Annotated in this window: 16 protein-coding genes; 7 read left to right on the top strand and 9 right to left on the bottom strand. The window is 69.6% G+C overall.

The genetic code is table 11. The annotated features are described in order from the left end of the window. Positions 1–160: 160 nt before the first annotated feature. The 3 genes from CGZ93_RS12295 to CGZ93_RS12285 form a co-directional block, all read right to left on the bottom strand. Positions 161–877 carry a TIGR03936 family radical SAM-associated protein gene (locus CGZ93_RS12295; RefSeq protein ID WP_094364430.1) on the bottom strand — a complete coding sequence of 239 codons (717 nt, stop codon included), beginning with the start codon at positions 875–877 and terminating at the stop codon, positions 161–163. A gap of 145 nt (positions 878–1,022) precedes the next feature. Beyond that, positions 1,023–2,045 (bottom strand): 2Fe-2S iron-sulfur cluster-binding protein, encoded by a 1,023-nt coding sequence (locus tag CGZ93_RS12290; RefSeq protein WP_094364429.1) that lies wholly within the window; start codon positions 2,043–2,045, stop codon positions 1,023–1,025. A 1-nt stretch (position 2,046) separates the two neighbouring features. Beyond that, the gene (locus tag CGZ93_RS12285; protein ID WP_094364427.1) at positions 2,047–3,267 is read right to left on the bottom strand and encodes a cytochrome P450; all 1,221 of its coding nucleotides are present in this window, start codon (positions 3,265–3,267) and stop codon (positions 2,047–2,049) included. A 178-nt stretch (positions 3,268–3,445) separates the two neighbouring features. Between CGZ93_RS12285 and CGZ93_RS12280 the strand changes: the two genes are divergently transcribed. Together CGZ93_RS12280 and CGZ93_RS12275 are read left to right on the top strand one after the other, a co-directional pair. After that, positions 3,446–4,366 (top strand): AraC family transcriptional regulator, encoded by a 921-nt coding sequence (locus CGZ93_RS12280; protein ID WP_094364425.1) that lies wholly within the window; start codon positions 3,446–3,448, stop codon positions 4,364–4,366. A gap of 10 nt (positions 4,367–4,376) precedes the next feature. Further along, positions 4,377–6,119, top strand: coding sequence for an NAD-dependent malic enzyme (locus tag CGZ93_RS12275; protein ID WP_094364423.1), 1,743 nt, complete (start codon positions 4,377–4,379; stop codon positions 6,117–6,119). A gap of 17 nt (positions 6,120–6,136) precedes the next feature. Here the strand turns inward: CGZ93_RS12275 and CGZ93_RS12270 are convergent, their stop codons facing one another. The 6 genes from CGZ93_RS12270 to CGZ93_RS12245 all read right to left on the bottom strand — a co-directional run bounded on the left by CGZ93_RS12270 (position 6,137) and on the right by CGZ93_RS12245 (position 13,592). Next, a complete protein-coding gene (locus CGZ93_RS12270; RefSeq protein WP_094364421.1) occupies positions 6,137–8,137 on the bottom strand; it encodes an AAA family ATPase in 2,001 nt (666 codons plus the stop codon). Positions 8,138–8,202: 65 nt separating this feature from the next. After that, entirely contained in the window at positions 8,203–10,176 is a 1,974-nt protein-coding gene (locus CGZ93_RS12265) for a TIGR03960 family B12-binding radical SAM protein (RefSeq protein WP_094364419.1), read from the bottom strand. A gap of 13 nt (positions 10,177–10,189) precedes the next feature. Then, entirely contained in the window at positions 10,190–11,353 is a 1,164-nt protein-coding gene (locus CGZ93_RS12260; protein WP_094364417.1) for a CPBP family intramembrane glutamic endopeptidase, read from the bottom strand. A gap of 1 nt (position 11,354) precedes the next feature. Further along, positions 11,355–11,777 carry a nucleoside-diphosphate kinase gene (gene ndk, locus CGZ93_RS12255; RefSeq protein ID WP_094364415.1) on the bottom strand — a complete coding sequence of 141 codons (423 nt, stop codon included), beginning with the start codon at positions 11,775–11,777 and terminating at the stop codon, positions 11,355–11,357. Positions 11,778–11,811: 34 nt separating this feature from the next. Beyond that, the gene (locus tag CGZ93_RS12250) at positions 11,812–12,156 is read right to left on the bottom strand and encodes a DUF4233 domain-containing protein (protein WP_229117407.1); all 345 of its coding nucleotides are present in this window, start codon (positions 12,154–12,156) and stop codon (positions 11,812–11,814) included. Next, on the bottom strand, positions 12,156–13,592 hold the full coding sequence (locus CGZ93_RS12245; protein ID WP_229117406.1) for a bifunctional folylpolyglutamate synthase/dihydrofolate synthase: 1,437 nt from the start codon (positions 13,590–13,592) through the stop codon (positions 12,156–12,158). Before CGZ93_RS12245 ends, CGZ93_RS12250 begins: the two co-directional genes overlap by 1 nt. Before the next feature lie 26 nt (positions 13,593–13,618). Here CGZ93_RS12245 and CGZ93_RS12240 point away from each other — a divergent pair, with 26 nt between their 5' ends. From CGZ93_RS12240 to CGZ93_RS12220, 5 genes are all read left to right on the top strand, one after another. Then, a complete protein-coding gene (locus tag CGZ93_RS12240; RefSeq protein ID WP_094364411.1) occupies positions 13,619–14,188 on the top strand; it encodes a MauE/DoxX family redox-associated membrane protein in 570 nt (189 codons plus the stop codon). Further along, a complete protein-coding gene (locus tag CGZ93_RS12235) occupies positions 14,185–14,952 on the top strand; it encodes a DsbA family protein (RefSeq protein WP_094364410.1) in 768 nt (255 codons plus the stop codon). Before CGZ93_RS12240 ends, CGZ93_RS12235 begins: the two co-directional genes overlap by 4 nt. Positions 14,953–15,006: 54 nt before the next feature. Then, a complete protein-coding gene (locus CGZ93_RS12230) occupies positions 15,007–15,771 on the top strand; it encodes a DedA family protein (protein ID WP_094364408.1) in 765 nt (254 codons plus the stop codon). Positions 15,772–15,964: 193 nt separating this feature from the next. Beyond that, the gene (gene valS / locus CGZ93_RS12225) at positions 15,965–18,520 is read left to right on the top strand and encodes a valine--tRNA ligase (protein ID WP_094364406.1); all 2,556 of its coding nucleotides are present in this window, start codon (positions 15,965–15,967) and stop codon (positions 18,518–18,520) included. Positions 18,521–18,692: 172 nt separating this feature from the next. Next, positions 18,693–19,709: a zinc-binding dehydrogenase gene (locus CGZ93_RS12220; protein WP_094364404.1), complete on the top strand. Its 1,017-nt coding sequence runs from the start codon at positions 18,693–18,695 to the stop codon at positions 19,707–19,709. The last annotated feature ends 2 nt before the right edge of the window (positions 19,710–19,711 follow it).

Here is a 19,711-nt window from a genome sequence, read left to right as displayed (position 1 = left end):
CCGGCTGACTCGATTCGGTCCGCCGCGGTCGCCAGGCGTCGCGGTCGGGACCTGGTCGTGGACTGTCACCCCACGAGGAGATCAACCTTGGGCGAGGAGCACCGGCGGTGCCCCAAACCTGCCCTCATCATCCCACATCCCGGCGCAGAGCGCAGGTCGCTCACCCACCGAGCGGATCGGCCAACCCGTCGGCTCCGAGCTCGCCCTGCATCACGCGGGTGATCAGCACCGCCTTGGGGACGCCGAACCGCGGCTCCACCCGCGCCATCGCCTGCAGCACGTCGTCGGGGCGAACCAGCGGGGTCTGGTGCCGGCTCAGCAGGTGCAGCGCCCCCTCGCGGACGGCCAGCTCGACCACCGCGGCGCGGGCGTCGAACTCGCGCATCCCGTTCTTGGTCAGCCGCTCCACGGCCACGTTCGACTCCGCCAGCAGCGCCGCGACCGCCGCCTCGGTGACCGCAACCGACGCCACGAGGTCCGGCCACTCGATCCGCCACAGCGACCCGGTCAGCCGGTCCGCCAGCGACCCCGACCCGGCCTCGACCACCGTCAGGACGTCCAGCCCGGGGGGCATCGCCCGATCCAGCTCGTCCCGGACCCGCTCGGGATCGCACCGCTGAGCCGGCCCGATCTCGAGATATTCGGCCTCGGTCGCCGCCCCGGTCGGCGAGGCGTTCGCAAACGACACCCGCGGGTGCGGGTTGAAGCCCGAGGAGTACGCCATCGGGATCCCCGCCCGGCGCAGTGCCCGCTCGAAAGCTCGGGAGAAGTCGCGGTGACTGGTGAAGCGGGCACGGCCGCGCTTGGCGTACCGGATCCGCAGCTTCTGCACCGGCGGTGCCTGCTGCTCCGGCTGTTTCCGTTTCGCTGCTGCCACGGGCCGTCAGCCTAGCCGGGTGCCAGCCGCCAGCGAACCGCGTACACCCCGGGCGTTGGCTGCCGCTGCTGGCCATCCTGCTGCTCGCGCTGACCGCCCGGCGCTCCCCGGTGGGGGTCCGTGGTGGCGCTGGGCGTCAGCGGGATCAGGAGGCGACGGCAGCCTCGTGAACCGGGGTGAACCGTTCCCGGAACGTACGCCGAGGCGCCAGCCGACGCCGCCTCACCGCCTGTCCCACCCCGTCGACGAACGCGTCCGAGCCGCAGAGGTAGCCGGTCATGCCGCGACAGCTGGACAGGTCCTCCAGCAGCCGCTCGGTGACGTAACCCCGCGCGCCCTGGTGCACCTCGCGGCTGACCGCGGGGGTAAAGCGCACGCCGGGATGCCGCTCGGCCAGCCCGTGCCAGAAGTCGAGGTCGTACAGGTGCGCCACCGTGCGGACCCCGTGATAGACGTGCACCTCCCGATCCGGCCGGTCGGCAAGCGCGGCGAGCGCGATCGCCTTCAGCGGCGCGATCCCCGTCCCGCCGCCGAGCAGCAGCAGGGGGCCGTCGGCCTCCTCGCCGTCGAAGACGAAGTCCCCGAGCGGGCCGCTGAGGCGGACCTCCTGACCGAGCTCGATGCTGCCGAAGGCCCACAGGTCTGACGCCAGCCCACCCGGGTCACGGCGGATGTGCAGCTCCAGCTCCCGATCCCCGGGCACGCTCGCGATCGAGTACTGCCGATGCACGTCCTCGTGGCCCGGCACCCACAACGACACAGACTGCCCCGCTCCGAACTCGAGCGGCTCCTCGGGTGTGAGCATGATCCGCCGGGTGTCCAGGGCCACGTCCGCGATCCCGGTCACGGTCGCGGTGAGGTCGACCAGCGGGTGGTGCACCGCCTGGCTGCCCTCGTTCGAGGCGGCCAGCTCCACATCGCTGCAGGGGGTGGCCTGGCAGGCGAGGGCGTACCCCTCCTCCCGCTCCTGGGCGGGCAGGACGCCCTCCGACGATCCGTGGTGGTCCACCGAGCCGGAGAGCACCCGGACCTTGCAGGTGCTGCAGGTGCCCTGGTTGCAGGAGTTCGGCACCCACACGCCGGCGCGGAGCAACGAGTCCAGCAGCGACTGGTCCTCCCGGCACTCGGCCGCCGAGTCCCGCTGGGCGACAGAGACGGTGAAGGTCATCTCACACCTCCCAGGTGGCGTGCAGCTCACGGGGGCCGCGGAAGCCCCAGCCCCAGAACTCGACGTCGGCATCGGTGTCGCGGGTCAGGTTTGGGATGGACTCGAACAGCTCCTCCATCCCGATCCGGCAGACCTGGTTGGCGAAGTGGATGCCGGCACAGGCATGGTTGCCGAACCCGAAGGCCAGGTGCGGCAGCGGTGCCCGACGCATGTCGTAGCGAGACGGCGCCTCCCACTTCCCCTCGTCGTGGTTGGCCGAGCCGTAGGACTGGATGATCACCGTCCCCTTGGGCACCTCATAGTCCCCGATCACGGTGTCCTCGGTCGCCATCCGGGAGGTCGCCGACCAGATCGGCGCGGTCCAGCGCAGTCCTTCGGCGATCGCCTGCGGGATCAGCCGGGGGTCCTCGACCACGTCGTCCAGCTGCTGCTGGTCGGTGAACAGTCCCACCATGGTGGAGGCCATGGCGTGCCCCGGCTCCTGCATCGCACCGAGCAGGAAGACGAAGATGGTTGGGTAGATGTAGTCCCGGTCCCGGGTCTGGCCCTCCGGCATGCCGTCGTGCAGCCAGTGCGAGATGGAGACGTCCTCGGGCTCGTGGATCCACCGGTCGATGAGCGGATCCACCACCGCACGGATCTCGGCCTTGGCCCTGTCACCGATCTCGAACCGCGACTGGTCCAGGAAGTTGCCGTCCTCGTCGACGCCCGCGTTGGTGAACGACACACTCAGCGCGTGGAACCACTCGCGCAACTTGTCCGAGCTGACCTCGCCCAGTCCCATCGAGTCACCCAGGGCTCGCACGCTGAGCGGCTCGAAGTACTCCGAGACCAGCTCGGCGGTGCCGCGGTCCTCGAAGCGCTCCAGGTAGCGACGGGCGAGCGGGCGTACGGTGGCGTCCACCCACCGGTCCACCTCGCTGGGCTGGAGGGCGGGGTCGACCATCGAGCGCAGGTCGGCGTGGATGTCGCCGTTCACCCCGATCACCGCGGGATGGCCGAAGGTACGCCCGCCCGCGGGCTGGATCACGGCCTCCATCGACGGGCTGGTGGCGACCTCCCGGCAGAGGTCCACGGTGGTGGCCACCGCCCCGCCCAGGACCGGGAGGTTCACCAACGGTGATTCGGCGCGCAGCCGCTCGTAGGTCGGGTAGGGGTTGCGCTCGAGCTGTTCCATGGTGACCTCGCGGGTCCAGTCCAGGGTCGGGATCTGCTGCGTCATCGTTGCTCCTCGTCGAGTCGACGGACGGTGACCTCGATCACAGTCCGGGTGTGGCGCTTTACATTAGGAAGGCACGAACTCGGTCGAAAAGACGCTGAACGCGGCCTGTACGCTGAACGCGACCACCCTCGCGCAGACCGGGCAGACTGGCCAACTGCAGAGGCACAAGGAGGTGCAGGTGGAGCCGAGACGATGGCGGGTGACGGACTGGGATCGGGCGCACGGCCTGGCCCAGGAGACCTACTTCCCGCACCGGTTGCGGGTGCGGGAACGCTACCGGCCTGATTTCCGACTGCAGGCCGTCGACCTCGGTCCGGTGCTGATCGGACGGATCGGCTGGGGCGGCGAGGTGGCGATCGACTGCGCCTACGAGGGCAGCGTCGAGGTGAACGCTCCGCTGTCCGGGCTGCTGGAATGGCAGGGGGGCGGCCAACGTCTGGCCTCCACCGCCGGCCAGGCCTCGGTGTTCGCTGCGGATGAGCAGCAACCCATCACCCGCTGGAGCCGCGACTGCGAGGTGCTCGGTGTGAAGTTCGACGTCCGGTGGCTCGGTGATCGGGCCCGCGCGGGCTTCGGCGCGACCGGGCCGTTGCTGCTACCGCGGCAGCTGGATCTGCGGCGCGGACCGCTGGCGGAGTGGTGGCGGCTGGTCCGCAGCCTGCACGCTGCCGGGGTCAGCAATCCTGCCGTGGCCGACTCCCTGGCCGACGCGGTCACCACGTCCTTCCTGCTCTGCGTGCTGCCCGACGAGCGCGAGTCGGGGGGCGGGGTCGGCAGCGTACAGAGGGTGGTGGACGCCCTCGGCGACGCACCGGAACGTGACTGGACCGCCGCGGACATGGCGGCCTTCGCGGGCGTGAGCGTACGCCGGATGCAGGAGCTGTTCGCCGCCGAGCTGGGGCTTACGCCACGGCAGGTGCTGCAGGAGATGCGACTCGACCGGGCCCGGACCGACCTGCGCCGCGGTGACGACACGGTCGCCGAGGTGGCTGCGACCTGGGGGTTCACCAACCCGGGCCGGTTCGCCGCCGCGTACCGGAAGCGGTTCGGCTGCCCGCCCTCGCTGGAGGCCAGGGCCGGACAGATCCTCGGCCGCTAGAGTGCGACCCGTGACCACCCGACAGTTCAGCTACCACACCGATGACGGCGACGAGACCGTCGAGATCGCCATCCGCGGGCGGCAGATCCTCGACCGGCCGATGATCAACTTCGGCACCGCCTACACCCACGAGGAACGTGAAGGTCTCGGCCTGACCGGTCTGCTCCCGGCGGCGGTGAGTTCGATCGAGTCGCAGGTGACCCGCGCCTATCAGCAGGTGTGCGCCCAGCCCGACGACCTGAGCAAGAACATCTATCTGATGCAGTTGCAGGACCGCAACGAGATCCTTTTCTATCGGCTGCTGGCGGCGCATTTGGCGGAGCTGCTGCCGATCATCTACACCCCCACCATCGGTGAGGCGATCCAGCAGTTCTCCAACTGGTTCGCCCGTCCGCGCGGGGTGTTCCTGTCAATCGACGCCCCCGACGGCATCGAGCAGGCGCTGGACGCGTTCGGCCAGGGTCCCGACGACGTCGACCTGATCGTGGTCACCGACTCCGAGGGCATCCTCGGCATCGGCGACCAGGGCGTGGGCGGGATCCGGATCTGCGTCGGCAAGCTGTCGGTCTACACCGCCGCGGCCGGGGTGCACCCGCTGCGGGTGATGCCGGTGGTGCTCGACGTCGGCACCGACAACCTCGAGCTGCTGAACGACCCGGGTTATCTGGGCGTCCGCCACGCCCGGGTCCGCGGCCAGGCGTACGACGACTTCGTGGAGAAGTTCGTGCACACCGCGACCCGGATGTTCCCGAAGGCCGTGCTGCACTGGGAGGATTTCGGTGCCTCGAACGCGCACCGCATCCTGCAGCAGTATCGCGAGGAGTGCCTCACCTTCAACGACGACATCCAGGGCACCGCCGCGGTGGTGGTGGCCGCGCTGCTGGCGTCGGTGAAGGCGAAGGGCGAGACCCTCTCGGAGCAGAAGATCGTGATCCACGGCGCCGGCACCGCCGGGATCGGGGTGGCCGACCTGATCGTGGACATCATGGTCCGCGAGGGGTTGAGCGAGCAGGAGGCGCGCAAGCGGTTCTGGTGCCTCGGCTCGCGCGGACTGATCCACACCGGTGCGACGATGCGCCCGTTCCAGGAGCCGTACGCCCGCGACGAGGCCGAGCTGGCCGACTGGCCGCTGCGCTCGGGCACCGCCGACCTGGCGACGGTGGTCGGCCGGGTGAATCCGACCGTGCTGATCGGCACCTCGGCCCAGCCGGGCAGTTTCACCGAGGCGATCGTGCGCAGCATGTACGCCCACTGCTCGCGCCCGATAATCCTGCCGCTTTCCAACCCCACCAAGAAATCCGAGGCGCTGCCGGTCGACCTGCTCAACTGGACCGAGGGCAACGCGCTGATGGCGACCGGGTCGCCGTTCAAGCCGGTCACCTTCCAGGGCACCACCTACGACATAGCCCAGGCCAACAATGCGCTCGTCTTCCCCGGCATCGGGCTGGGCGCGATCGCGGTCGAGGCGAGCCGGATCACCGATCACATGATCGCCGCGGCGGCCGAGGCGGTCGCCGACCTGACCGACGCGTCGCGGCGTGGTTCGGCGGTGCTGCCGTCGATGGCGCACCTGCGCACCGTCTCGGCGACGGTCGCGGTGAAGGTGGCCGAGGCCGCCGTCGCCGACGGGGTCGCCGGCAAGGCGTTGGACAACCCGATCCAGGACATCTACGCCCAGATGTGGAAGCCGGAATATCCGAAGGTCAAGGTCGTCACCAACGAATACACCCCGACCCGGAACCGGACGGCCTGATCCGGCGAGGGCCGGGCTCAGAGGTAGTTGCCGTAGTGCATCGGCTGTTCGGTCCGCGGGCCCTCGGGAAGGTCCTCCGGTAGCAGCGTGCACACCTGTTCCTGGCTGGGCGCGCTCATTCCGACCAGGCGTACGCCCTGCTTGGAGATGGCCTCCTCGAACAGGTTGCGGACGAACCGGCCATTGCCGAAACCGGCCGGACGGGGTTGCGGGAAGTGGCTGCGGACGGCGTCCGCCAGACCCGGCCCGGCGACGAAACTGGCCGCGGTCAGCTGCCGGGTGAAGATCTCCATCAGCTCGTCGTCGCTGTAACCGGGGAAGGTGATGGTCACCGGGAATCGGCTGGCCAGCCCGGAGTTGGCCTTCAGGAAGTGCTGCATCTCCATCGGATAACCGGCCACGATCACGACCACCTCGTCACGGTGGTCCTCCATCAGTTTCAACAAGGTGGCGACAGCCTCGTGGCCGAAGTCCTTGCCCGAATCGCGCGGCACCAGGGCGTACGCCTCGTCGATGAACAACACCCCTCCGCGGGCCTGCTCGAAGACCGACTCCACCTTGGGCGCGGTCTGCCCGATGTACTCCCCGACCAGATCGGTTCGGGTGGCCTCGACCAGGTGCCCACGCTCCAGGACCCCGAGGTCGGCATAGATCCGGGCCAGGATCCGCGCCACCGTCGTCTTGGCCGTGCCGGGATCACCCAGGAAAACCATGTGCCGGGAGCGGGCGGGCACCTGCATCCCTGCCTCGGAGCGGATCCGGTCGGCCTGGATCTCGGCCACCAGCCGCTGCACCCGCTCCTTGACCGCGCCCAGCCCGACCAGGTTGGCCAACTCCGTCCGCGGATCGACCTCGGCGAGCGAATCCACCCGGGCACTGGCCCGCGGAGCGTCCGGGTCCCCCTCGGCGCGAAGCGGCTGCGGGGGGCCCTGGGCCGCCCGCCGACGCCAGGCCGAGTCCCGGTTGCGCCGGGTCGCACCGGCCTTGAACACCGAGGCGAAGTCCTCCAGGAAGCCCTTGGTGACGGAGGCGGTGGCGAAGTCCAGCCGGTCGTCCTTGGCGCTGGCGGCATCCAGCGCCGAATAGGCCGCCACCCAGCCCCGGCAGGCGTCCACCTGTCCGTTCACCATGCCGCGCACCAACCAGCGGCGCAGCCGCGAGGACCAGGTCGATCCGTCGTACGCCGGCAGAGCGGCCAGGCGGTCATCGGCCTCGGTGACCAGCGCCGCACCGCCGGCACCGAGAAAGGCCGCACTCAGGTGGGATCGGCCGTGGGACTTGGCGAGGGTGGCCAGCACCTCCGTGGCCTCAGGAGCCCCCTCGACCTGATCGGCCAGGTGATCGTGCACGTCGTCGAAGCGGTGCCAGATGTCGGCCACCACATACGGGTGCAGGAAGTCGGGCATGGCCTGGTTGTCCTCGGCACTCAGCAGGGTGTTGGCGAACCACACGCCGCGCCGCTCACCGAACACCCGCTCATCGGCCAGGGCCCGATCCAGGTGCCCGCGGGCGAGGTGCATGCGCTCGGTCAACTGGGGCAGCCCGGCAAAGATGTCGAGCACGGCCCGGGTGATGTCGCTCGCTTGCCGGAACTCCTCCGGTCCCGGCTCCCCGCTGATCCAGGCCCAGTTCGACAGCGGCCAGGACTGGTAGTTGGTGCTCACGTAGTTCAGGTGGTTGTGCGGGGCGGGACGCTTGCCGGGCTGCACCCAGTCGGCCACCAGCTCGTGACGCAGCAGTCGCAACGGCCCGGTCCACACCGAATAGGCCCCCGCCGCGAACCCCTGCAGGTCGAACAGGGTGCGTATCACCAGGGGCACCGGTCCCGGGCCGAGCACCTCGGAGCTGGTCGACACCAGATGCGGGTGCAGCTCCCGGGCCATCGTCGCCAACCGTTCCCGGGTGTCCTCCAGCCAACGGGGCGGCAGCGGCCACGGGTCGTGGTCACCGAGGATGTCGATGTACGGGTCGTCGGTGAGCAGCACCTTCAGGTGATCGGGCAGCTCCAACTGGCTCACTGATCCCTCCTTGCAGCGTTTCGGGTCCGGGCCACGCTAGATGCTGACGAGGCCATCGGCGTCACTCAGGCGTCGTCGGCGAGCACGCTGGGGCGTACCGTCGGCAGCGGCAGCAGCACCTGGCCGGTGGGGCCGATCTGGATCTCGGTGTCCAGCTGCTGACACACCCCGCAGTCGAAGCAGGGGGTCCAGCGGCAGTCGTCGACCTCGACCTCGTCGAGGGCGTCCTGCCAGTCCTCCCAAAGCCAGTCCCGGTCGAGACCGGAGTCGAGGTGGTCCCAGGGCAGCACCTCGTCATAGTCGCGCTCGCGGGTGGTGTACCAGTCGACGTCCACCCCGAGCGGGGCCAATTCCTTGTCCGCGCAGGACATCCAGCGGTCATAGGAGAAGTGCTCCGACCAGCCGTCGAAGCGACCGCCGTCGCGCCAGACCGCCTCCAGCACCCGGCCGATCCGCCGGTCACCGCGCGACAGCAGACCTTCGACGATGCCCGGCTTTCCATCGTGGTAACGGAATCCGATCGCCTTGCCGTATTGCCGGTCGGAGCGGATCGCGTCGCGCAGCTTCGCCAGCCGGGCGTCGGTGGTCTCGGTGTCCAGCTGCGCCGCCCACTGGAAGGGGGTGTGCGGCTTCGGCACGAAGCCGCCGATCGACACGGTGCAACGGATGTCGCGGGTGCCGGCCTCGCGGCGTCCGGTCTCGATCACCCGTTTGGCCAGGTCGGCGATCGCCAGCACGTCCTCGTCGGTCTCGGTCGGCAGGCCGCACATGAAATAGAGCTTCACCTGGCGCCAGCCGTTGGCGTAGGCCGTCGCGACCGTGCGGATCAGGTCTTCCTCGTCGACGGTCTTGTTGATCACCCGGCGCATCCGCTCCGAACCGCCCTCGGGGGCGAAGGTGAGCCCGGACCGCCGCCCGTTGCGGGTCAGTTCGTTGGCCAGGGTGATGTTGAACGCGTCGACCCGGGTTGACGGCAGCGAGAGCGAGACATTGCTGCCCTCATAGCGATCCGCGAGCTGCTTGGCCACCTCGGAGATCTCGCTGTGATCGGCGCTGGACAGCGACAGCAGCCCGACCTCCTCGAGACCGGTCGCCTTCAGCCCACCCTCGACCATCTCGCCGATGGTGTTGATGTTGCGTTCGCGCACCGGCCGGGTGATCATCCCGGCCTGGCAGAACCGGCAACCGCGCGTACACCCGCGGAAGATCTCCACCGAATAGCGCTCGTGCACGGTCTCGGCGAGCGGCACCAGCGGCTTCTTCGGATAGGGCCAGGAGTCCAGGTCCATCACGGTGTGCTTGGCGATCCGGAACGGTACGCCGGACCGGTTCGGCGCGACCCGCTGGATCCGCCCGTCGGGCAGGTATTCCACGTCGTAGAACTTCGGCACGTAGACCCCACCCGAGGCTGCCAGCCGCAGCAGCAGCCCGTCGCGACCACCGGGACGTCCCTCGGCCTTCCATTCGCGGACCACCTCCGAGATCGCCAGCGAGATCTCCTCCCCGTCGCCGAGCACCGCACAGTCGACGAAGTCGGCGATCGGCTCGGGGTTGAACGCGGCGTGCCCGCCGGCGATCACCACCGGGTCGAACTCGCGCCGTTCCGCGGCGTGCAGCGGCAACCCGGCCAGGTCGAGCGCGTTCAGCAGGTTGGTGTAGCCGAGCTCGGTGGAGAACGACACCCCGAACAGGTCGAAGGCGCCGACCGGCCGGTGCGCGTCCAGGGTGAACTGCGGCAGGTCGTGCTCGCGCAGCACCCGCTCCATGTCCGGCCAGACCGAATAGGTGCGCTCGGCGAGGATCCAGTCGCGCTCGTTGAGCACCTCATAGAGGATCGCCACGCCCTGGTTGGGCTGGCCCACCTCGTAGGCGTCGGGATACATCAGGCACCAGCGCACCTCGGTGGCGTCCCACTGCTTCACCACGCTGTTGTGCTCGCCACCGACGTACTGGATCGGTTTGCTCACCTGCGACAGCAGGGGTTCGAGGCGGTCGAAGATGCTTTCGGGCGAGGGTGCGGTCAGCTGCTCAGCGCTCATAAGAGCACCAAGCCTACGGGCCGGGCGGCGGGCCTCCAAGTGGTCCGGGCGGTCCGGGGTGGTGCGGCGGCGGTGGTACGCCCGGCTGCGGCGGGTGCGGAGAGGGACCCGGGCCGTACGCCGCGGGCGGCGGCGTGACCGGCTGCATCGACGGCTGGGCGGCGATCAGCTCGCGGCCCGGGGCGCCCGTGCGCTGGAGCTTGAGCGTGCGGCGTACCAGCTCGAGAATCGCCACCACGACCAGGCCCAGCAACGGCGCGATGATCATCGTCCAGTCACCGGTCACCCCCGACATCTGCATCGGTTCGTCGATCTGGCCGTAATAAACGGCGGCCAAGAAGGAGATCAGGTTGTTCACGGTGTGCAGGGCGATGGACGCCTCCAGCCCGCCGGTGCGCCAGGCGAGCAGCGCCAGCACCACGCCCAGCCCGAAATAGAACGAGTTGGCCCACAGGTCGGTGGACCCGTGCGCGAACGCGAACAGCGCCGAGGAGACCAGGGTGCCGGCGACCAGCCCGGCCTTGTCGCTGCGGAAGAAGCCGGCCACGCCGCGGTTCACCAGCCCGCGGAAGCCGTATTCCTCCCCCGCGCACTGCAGCGGGGTGGTGATCAGGATGATCGCCAGATAGAGCTGCCACCGCGCCGACGGCCCGCCCGTCGTGTCCTCGGTCAGCCCCTCGCCGCCGAGCAGCCCCTGCACGGTGAGCACGCCAAACCAGAGTGGGATCAGCAACGCCAGGCTGATCCCCAGCCAGCCCCAGCGGAAGCGGCCAACCACCGAGTGGATCCAGCGCGGCCGCTGCCGGAAGAAGGCCCACTGGCCGAACATGGCGATCGGAATCATCGCGGCCAGCGACAGGTTGGTGCCGAGCAGCACCCACGGGGTCATCAGGATCTTGCCGGCGGTGAGGTCCTCCGGCTTCATCCGCCCGGCGGCGATCTCGGTGATCATCGGGATGCTGCCGATCAGGCTGGCACCGAGCCACAGCGCGGCACCGACCAGGATCGCCACGATCGGCTGCCAGAAGGCGAACGCGGGCGTGCGCAGGAAATGGTGGTACGCCGACTCCTCCACCGGCAGCGGGACCGGTCTGGGCACCGGCTGGTATGCCTGCGGCGGCGGTCCTTGTGGGTACGCCGGCTGCGGCTGAGCCGGATCCGGGGGTGGGTAGCTCATCTCAGACCGAGGGGCTCACGTCGGGGAACCAGATCGTCAGCTCCCGGGCCGCCGACTCGGCCGAATCGGAGCCGTGCACCAGGTTTTCCCGGTTGGACAGCGCCAGGTCGCCGCGGATCGACCCCGCCTCGGCCACCCGGCCGTCGGTCTTGCCGTTGAGCAGGCGTACGCACTCGATCGCGTTGTCGCCCTCCAGCACCAGCGCCACCAGTGGGCCGGAGAGGATGAACTTGCGCAGCGGCGGATAGAAGTCCTTGCTGGTGTGCTCGGCGTAGTGCTCGTCGGCCAGCGCGCCGGTGGCGGTGCGGTGCTCCAGCGCGACCAGGGTCAGCCCCTTGCGCTCGTAGCGGGACAGGATCTCCCCGACCAGCCCCCGGCGTACGCCGTCGGGCTTGATCAGGACCAGGGTGCGCTCGATGCTCATGCCCGCCAGCCTATTGGGTCTGCGGGGTCCCTCTTCAGCGACCGGCGTGCTGGGCTTCGAGCCGGCGGCCGAGCACGAAGCAGACCACCCAGAGCGCGGCGAACATCCCGCCCACCGCATACATCCCGTAGGTGAGCACGCCGAGCGCGATCCCGACCATCTGGGTCAACCAGCCCAGCGGATAGCCGACCGCCGGGCGGCGCATCAGCGCCGCAGCCAGCACCGCCAGCAGGGCCGCCCCGCCACCGGCCAGCGCGGCCACCACGGGCGACACCTCGTGGATCATGATCATCACCGGGATGGCCAGGCCGAATGCGATCACCTGCAGAAAGAGCATCGCCATCATCACCCGACCCATCGGGTTGCCCACGGGCAGCATCAGTAGTCCTCCGGATCCGCGGTGCGGTCCGCGGACAGCTCGTCGAGGGGGCCGCCGTGGTCCTCGGCCTCCCAGTCGACCTCCTCGCGCTCGGTCGCGCCGGCGTCGGCGACCAGCAGCGCCCGCGCCTCACCGGCGGCGATCACCGAACCGGTGACGAGTACGCCGGGGTTGCCGGAGTCGTCGTCGGCGAGCTGGGTGGCCCATTCGAGGGCGTCGTCGAGACGCGGGCGGACGTGCACCCGCTCGGCGCCGAAGATGCCGGCGGCCACCTCGGCGAGTTCCTCGGCGGGCAGCCCGCGCCCGGTCGAGGACACCTGGCTGCACACGATCGAGGTCATCAGCGGCTCCCACACACGCAGGATCTGCTCGACGTCCTTGTCCCGCATCACCGCGAGGACGCCGACGAGCGGGTTGAAGGCGTACGCCTCCGCCACGGCCTCGGCACTGGCCGTGGCAGCGTGCGGGTTGTGCGCCCCGTCGAGCACGATCGGCGGGGACTGGCGTACGGCCTCGAGCCGGCCGGGTGCGGTGACCTCGGCGAACCCGTCGCGCACCACCTCGGGGTTCATCGCCTGGAAGCCGAGGAACGCCTCGGCGGCGGCCAGCGCGACGGCGGCGTTGCGCGCCATGTGCGCCCCGTGCAGCGGCAGGTGGATGTCGTCGACCGGTCCCCCGGCGGCGTTGAGCCGGATCAGCTGGCCGCCGACCGCCAGCCGGCGGTCCAGCAGCCCGAAGTCGATCCCCTCGCGCAGCGGCAGCGCCCCGACCTCGGCGCAGCGGGCGAGCAGCACGTCGGCCGCCTCGCGCGGCTGTCCGGCCAGCACGGCCTGGGCGCCCGGTTTGATGATCCCGTCCTTCTCGGCGGCGATCTCGGCGACAGTGGAGCCGAGCAGGTGGGTGTGGTCCAGGTCGATCGGCATCAGCACCGCGACCGTGCCGTCGGCGACGTTGGTGGCGTCCCAGCCGCCGCCCAGCCCGACCTCGACGACGGCGACGTCGACCGGGGCGTCGGCGAAGGCGGCGTACGCCATCCCGGTCAGCACCTCGAAGAAGGTCATCGGTACGCCGTCGTGGGCCTGCTCGTCGACCAGGCGGACGTAGGGCTCGATGTCGGACCACACCTCGCCGAACCGCTCGGCGCTGATCGGCTGCCCGTCGATCGCGATCCGTTCGGTGACGTCGACCAGGTGGGGTGAGGAGTAGCGCCCGGTCCGCAGCCCGGCCGCGCGCAGCAGCGACTCGATCATGATCGCGGTGGAGCCCTTGCCGTTGGTGCCGCCGACGTGGATCACCGGATAGGCCCGCTGCGGGTCGCCGAGCAGCTCCGTCAGCGCACGGATCCGGGTCAGGCTGGGCGCCACCCGGTGCTCCGGCCAGCGGGATGTGAGTTCGCCCACCAATCGCTGGTGTGCGGCGTTCTGATCAGTTGGCATTTCAATCGCCATTCTATGCTGAGGGCATGGATGAGGCTGAGGCTCCGACCGCCCCGCGCGCCCGGCGGTCGATCAGCGGCTGGATCGGCCTGGCCGCCCGGGTGGTGCTGGCGGTCGTCTGGCTCTGGGCCAGCCTCGCGAAACTACCGCACCTGGAGGAATCGGTGCTGGCCGTGCGCGGCTATCAGCTCCTGCCCTATCCCGTGGCGGTGCTGGTCGGCTATCTGCTGCCGATGCTCGAGCTGGTGGTCGGGATCCTGCTGATCCTGGGTCTGTTCACCCGGTTTGCCGGGATCATGAGCGCGCTGCTGATGCTGGCGTTCGTGATCGGGATCGCCCAGGCCTGGGCGCGCGGCCTGGCCATCGACTGTGGTTGTTTCGGCGGCGGTGGGGAGATCGCTCTGGCCGAGGCCCAGGCGAAGTATCCTTGGGAACTGGCCCGCGACGCCGCACTGATGCTGCTCGGCCTGTGGCTGGCGTGGCGTCCGCGGACGCCGTTCAGCCTGGACGACAAGCTGTTCGGTGAGCCGGCGTACGCCACCGACGATGCCGACTTCGACGACACCGCCGAACTGGAAGAGGAACACCTGCGATGAGCAAAGCCAAGCCCGCCCGTCCGGACAGCCGGCGGGCTCAACTTCGGGCCGCCCAGATCGCCGAGGCCAAGCGCGCCCGGAACAAGCGGATCGCGATCATCGCGGTCAGCGCGGCCGTGGCGGCGATCCTGATCACCGCAGTGGTGCTGGTCGCCATCCGCTTCAAGCCGGACCCCAACAAGACCTATCCGCCCAACGCCAACGCCCAGCGCAGCGCCATCCGGGTGCACCCGGACAAGGCCAAGCAGGGTGCCCCGGTGGTCACGCTCTATGCCGACTATCAGTGCCCGGCCTGCGCCAGCTTCGAGAAGGCGTACGGTCAGCAGCTCGAGGGGCTCGCCAGCAGCGGTGACATCCAGCTCGAATATCACCTGATGACCTTTCTGGACACCAACCTGCGCAACGACGCGTCCAACCGGGCCGCCAACGCCGCGGCCTGCGCCGACCTGGCCGGGCACTACGCCGAGTATCACAACACCGTCTTCGCCAATCAGCCGGCGGATGAGGGTCGCGGCTACAGCGACGCCCAGCTGACCACCGACTTCCCGCAGAAGGCCGGGCTGTCCGGGGCGGCGCTGGACACGTTCAAGAAGTGCTACAGCGACAAGCAGTACAACGCGTTCGTCAAGGGGGCCGACAACTCCGCCGGTGAGGCGGGGGTGACCTCCACCCCGACGCTCCGGGTGAACGGGAAGACCTTGGACACCAAGAACCTGACCCAGGACCCGAACTCGCTGCGCACCGAGATCATGAAACTCAAGTGAGGTCGTGACATCAGTCACGGGGGTCCTCGCCCGAACGGCGGCGAGACTGGGGACATGACGAACACCGAGCAGAACGATGTGACCGTCACCGGGACCGCCGGTACGAACGACGCCGCGGCCGACAAGCCGCAGGCGCCCACCTGGCGTGACGCGCTGCCCTGGGAGGGCAAGCCCTCACGCGGGGACAAGGTGTTGTTGGGGTCGATGTTCGCGATCACCGGGTTCTATCTGGCGATGCTGCCGGTGAAGCCGTTCCTGATCGCCAACCACCCGATCCTGCTGGAGTTCGTCACCGGCTCCAAGGCCGCCGTTGGAGCCGGTGCGGCGTTCGCCAGGATCGGCCAGGCGCCGTTGTGGCTGGTGATCGTCGCCGGGGTGGTCGGGGCGGCCAAGTTCGACTGGCTGTTCTGGTTGATGGGACGCCGCTGGGGCGGGCGCGTCGTGCGGATGTTCGCGCCCAACGATCGCGCCCGGGCCCGGATCGACAAGGCGGAGCAGCTGCCGCGCTGGGTGGGCCCGCTGGCGGTCTGCCTGGCGGTGCTGCCCGGCATCCCGGCGGCCATGGCGTACGCCTTCGCCGGCTGGCAGAAGCTGCGGCTCGGCTGGTTCATCGCGCTCAACGTGCTGAGCACCGCCGTGATCGTCGGGGTGGTCGCCGGACTCGGCTATTCGGCTGGTCAGGCCGCCGTCGACCTGGTGCTGCTGGTCGACAAGTATGCCCTGTGGGTGTCCTTGGCGCTGATCGTCGGCGCCGCGTTCTGGAGTTCTTGGAAGCAGGCCCGCAAGCAGAAGGCCAACGGAGCCGATCGATCTGAGTGAGCGAGGCCCCATCAGACCCAGTGCGGTGCAGGCTCGCCAACGACTGACCCACCTCAAGCCTGACCCACCCGAAGCTGCCCGGAGAACCCCGCTCTCCGGGCAGCTTCGCTCACTCATCGGAACACCGCCCAGAACCGACTCTGACTCCTCCCTCGATGTGCGCCGCACGGCGCGGCTCAATAGGATTCAGCGCATGACTGCTGAGCCCGAGCTGACCACCCGCGTCCCCGACAAGCCGGCCCTGGAGGGTCTGGAGGACAAGTGGTCGCGGGCATGGGCCGAGCAGGACACCTACGCCTTCGTCCGGCCCGAGTCGCGCGACGAGGTGTTCTCGATCGACACTCCCCCGCCGACGGTGTCCGGGTCGCTGCACGTGGGTCACGTGTTCTCCTACACCCACACCGATCTGGTCGCCCGCTATCAGCGGATGCGCGGCAAGCACGTGTTCTATCCCATCGGCTGGGACGACAACGGTCTGCCCACCGAACGCCGGGTGCAGAACTACTACGGGGTGCGCTGCGACCCGTCGGTCCCCTACGACCCCGAGTTCACCCCGCCGGCCAAGCCCGACCCGAAGCGCCAGCTGCCCATCAGCCGTCGCAACTTCGTCGAGCTGTGCCACGAACTGACCGCGGTCGACGAGCAGGTGTTCGAGGCGCTGTGGCGCCAGGTCGGCCTCTCGGTCGACTGGAGCACCCTCTATGAGACCATCTCCGACGACTCGCAATCCGTTGCCCAGAAGGCTTTCCTGCACAACCACAGCCGCGGGGAGGCGTACCTGTCCGAAGCCCCCACCCTGTGGGACGTCACCTTCCAGACCGCCGTCGCCCAGGCCGAGCTGGAGGCCCGCGACTATCCCGGGCACTACCACCGCGTCGCCTTCCACGGCGCTGACGGCCCAGTGCACATCGAAACAACACGCCCCGAGCTGATCCCGGCGGTCGTCGCCCTGATCGCGCACCCCGACGACGAGCGCTATCAGCCGCTGTTCGGCCAGAGCGTCACTTCGCCGGTGTTCGGGGTGGAGATCCCGGTGCTCGCCCACCCGGGTGCGGAGAAGGACAAGGGCGCCGGTATCGCCATGTGCTGCACCTTCGGCGACCTGACCGACGTGCAGTGGTGGCGCGAGCTGCGGCTGCCCACCCGCACCGTGATCGGCCGGGACGGCCGGCTGCTGCGCGACACCCCCGACTGGATCGCCAACGCCGAGGCGTACGCCGAACTGGCCGGCAAGACCACCTTCTCCGCCCGCGAGGCAATGGTCGCGATGCTGCGCGACTCCGGCGACCTCGACGGGGAGCCGAAGCCGACCCAGCGGATGGCGAACTTCTATGAGAAGGGCGACAAGCCGCTGGAGATCGTCTCCACCCGGCAGTGGTACATCCGCAACGGCGGCCGCGACGACGACCTCAAGGCCGCCCTGCTGCGCCGCGGCGAAGAGATTGTCTGGGTGCCCGAGCACATGAAGCACCGCTACAGCAACTGGGTGAACGGGCTCAACGGTGACTGGCTGATCTCGCGGCAACGGTTCTTCGGCGTCCCGTTCCCGGTCTGGTACGCCCTGGACGACGAGGGTCAGCCCGACTACGAGCACCCGATCCTCGCCGCCGAGGACACCCTGCCGGTCGACCCGTCCTCGGACTGCCCGCCCACCTACGCCGAGGACCAGCGCGGGGTGCCCGGCGGGTTCATCGGCGACCCGGACGTGATGGACACCTGGGCGACCAGTTCGCTCAGCCCGCAGGTGACCACCGGCTGGACCCGCGATGAGGAGCTGTTCCGGCTCACCTTCCCGATGGACCTGGCCCCGCAGGCGCACGACATCATCCGCACCTGGCTGTTCTCGCGGGTGGTTCGTTCGCACTTCGAGTTCGACTGCGTGCCGTGGGCGCGGGCCACCATCTCCGGCTTCGTGGTCGACCCGGACCGCAAGAAGATGTCCAAGTCCAAGGGCAACACGGTGGTGCCCAGCGAGATCCTGGAGAAGTACGGCTCGGACGCGGTCCGCTGGCGCGCGGCGATGGCGCGACCGGGGCTGGACTCCCCGTTCGACGAGTCGCAGATGAAGGTCGGTCGGCGGCTGGCGATGAAGGTGCTGAACGCCTCCAAGTTCGTCCTCGGCATGGGCCCCGCCGACGGTGAGCCCACCGAGGCCGTCGACCTGGCCCAGCTGGCGCGGCTGCGCGAGGTGGTGCAGCAGGCCACCGACGCCTTCGACCGGTTCGACTACACCAGTGCGCTGGAGACCGCCGAGACCTTCTTCTGGTCCTTCTGCGACGACTACCTGGAGCTGGTGAAGGAGCGCGCGTACGGCGTGGAGAACGCCGATCCGGCCGGCACCGCGTCGACGCGCGCCGCCCTGCAGCAGGCTCTCGGCGTACAACTGCGGCTGCTCGCACCGTTCCTGCCGTTCGTCACCGAGGAGGTGTGGAGCTGGTGGCAGGAGGGGTCGATCCACCACGCCGACTGGCCGGGTGTCGACGAACTGCCCGCCGGCGACTCGGCCCTGGTCGATGACGTCGCCGCCGCGTTGATCGAGATCCGGGGTACCAAGTCGAACGCCAAGGTGAGCATGAAGACCCCGATCCTGGCGGCCACGATCACCGCCCCCGCCGAGTCGCTGACCCGGCTGCGGGCCGCCGAGACCGACCTGCGCGCCGTGGGCCGGATCACCGGCGAGATCACCTTGGCCGAAGGCGAGCATATCGGCGTGACCGCTGAGCTGGGTGAGCCGCCAGCCAAGCGCTGAGGCTGCTCGGGCCGCTCTCTGTTGGTGACGTCTGACCTGCAGTCTCCAGGGACAGGGTCGGTGAAACCCAGTCCCACTGGGTTTGATCATGGACAGTTTTGGAGACTGCAGGTCAGACGTCACGGCCAGTCCCAACCCGCGGGGAGCGGGTGGTGGGTGCAAGAATGGGGCAATGCGCGCAACCCTGTTGAACGGACCCGGTGACATCTCGGTGGCCGAGGTCGAGGACCCGAGGATCGTGGAGCCCACCGACGCGGTGGTGCGGCTTTCACTCAGCTGCGTCTGCGGGTCCGACCTGCACAACTATCGCGGCCGGCGCCAGTTCAAGGCGCCGCAGCGGATCGGGCACGAGTTCTGCGGCGTGGTCAGCGAGGTCGGCGACCGGGTGACGCAGGTCAAGGTCGGTGACTTCGTGGTCGGCCCGTTCTTCTCCTGCTGCAACAAATGCGACAACTGCCGGGCCGGATTCCAGTCGGCCTGTCGCACTGTGCAGATGTTCGCCGATGGCTGCCAGGCCGAGTCGCTGCGTGTCCCGCAGGCCGACGGCACCCTGGTCACGGTCGCCGACCCCGCGCCGGAGCTGATCCCCTCCCTGCTCGCCTGCTCCGATGTGATGGGCACCGGCTGGCACGCCGCCAAGATGGCCAACGTGGGCCCGGGCCAGACCGTGGCCGTGGTCGGCGACGGCGCGGTCGGGCTGTGCGGGGTGATCGCCGCCAAGCAGCTGGGCGCCGAGCGCATCATCATCTCCAGCCGGTACGCCGACCGCTCGGCCCTCGCGCGCGACTTCGGGGCCACCGACGTGCTGACCGAACGCGGTGAAGAGTTCGCCGACAGGGTGCGCGAGCTCACCGACGGCCGCGGCGCCGACGCGGTGCTGGAGTGCGTCGGCACCGAGCAGGCCCTGCTGCAGGCCTGCGCGACCGCCCGACCCGGCAGCATCGTCGGCTTCGTCGGCGTACCCGTCGGGGTGAAGGTCGAGCTCGAACCGTTCTTTCGCCGCAACATCGGCCTGCGCGGCGGGATGGCCCCGGTCCGGGAATATCTGCCCGAGCTGATCGAGCTGGTGCGGGCCGGCACCATCGACCCGGGCCGGGTGTTCGACGTGACGATGCCGCTGGCCGAGGTCGCCGAGGCGTACAAGGCGATGGACGAACGCCGGGCGATCAAGGTCGCCCTCACCGTCTGAGG

This window comes from Enemella dayhoffiae (assembly GCF_002250625.1).
GTDB lineage: Bacteria > Actinomycetota > Actinomycetes > Propionibacteriales > Propionibacteriaceae > Enemella > Enemella dayhoffiae.
Note: the sequence above shows the minus strand (reverse complement) of the source record. Positions and strands in the feature narration are given on the sequence as shown.

What these genes read in the sequence shown, in the direction of transcription:
- CGZ93_RS12290 (WP_094364429.1), bottom strand. Translation starts at nt 2,045, where the DNA reads ATGACCTTCACCGTCTCTGTCGCCCAGCGGGACTCGGCGGCCGAGTGC.
- CGZ93_RS12285 (WP_094364427.1), bottom strand. Translation starts at nt 3,267, where the DNA reads ATGACGCAGCAGATCCCGACCCTGGACTGGACCCGCGAGGTCACCATG.
- CGZ93_RS12265 (WP_094364419.1), bottom strand. Translation starts at nt 10,176, where the DNA reads ATGAGCGCTGAGCAGCTGACCGCACCCTCGCCCGAAAGCATCTTCGAC.
- CGZ93_RS12260 (WP_094364417.1), bottom strand. Translation starts at nt 11,353, where the DNA reads ATGAGCTACCCACCCCCGGATCCGGCTCAGCCGCAGCCGGCGTACCCA.
- ndk (WP_094364415.1), bottom strand. Translation starts at nt 11,777, where the DNA reads ATGAGCATCGAGCGCACCCTGGTCCTGATCAAGCCCGACGGCGTACGC.
- CGZ93_RS12250 (WP_229117407.1), bottom strand. Translation starts at nt 12,156, where the DNA reads ATGCTGCCCGTGGGCAACCCGATGGGTCGGGTGATGATGGCGATGCTC.
- CGZ93_RS12245 (WP_229117406.1), bottom strand. Translation starts at nt 13,592, where the DNA reads ATGCCAACTGATCAGAACGCCGCACACCAGCGATTGGTGGGCGAACTC.
- CGZ93_RS12240 (WP_094364411.1), top strand. Translation starts at nt 13,619, where the DNA reads ATGGATGAGGCTGAGGCTCCGACCGCCCCGCGCGCCCGGCGGTCGATC.
- CGZ93_RS12235 (WP_094364410.1), top strand. Translation starts at nt 14,185, where the DNA reads ATGAGCAAAGCCAAGCCCGCCCGTCCGGACAGCCGGCGGGCTCAACTT.
- CGZ93_RS12230 (WP_094364408.1), top strand. Translation starts at nt 15,007, where the DNA reads ATGACGAACACCGAGCAGAACGATGTGACCGTCACCGGGACCGCCGGT.
- valS (WP_094364406.1), top strand. Translation starts at nt 15,965, where the DNA reads ATGACTGCTGAGCCCGAGCTGACCACCCGCGTCCCCGACAAGCCGGCC.
- CGZ93_RS12220 (WP_094364404.1), top strand. Translation starts at nt 18,693, where the DNA reads ATGCGCGCAACCCTGTTGAACGGACCCGGTGACATCTCGGTGGCCGAG.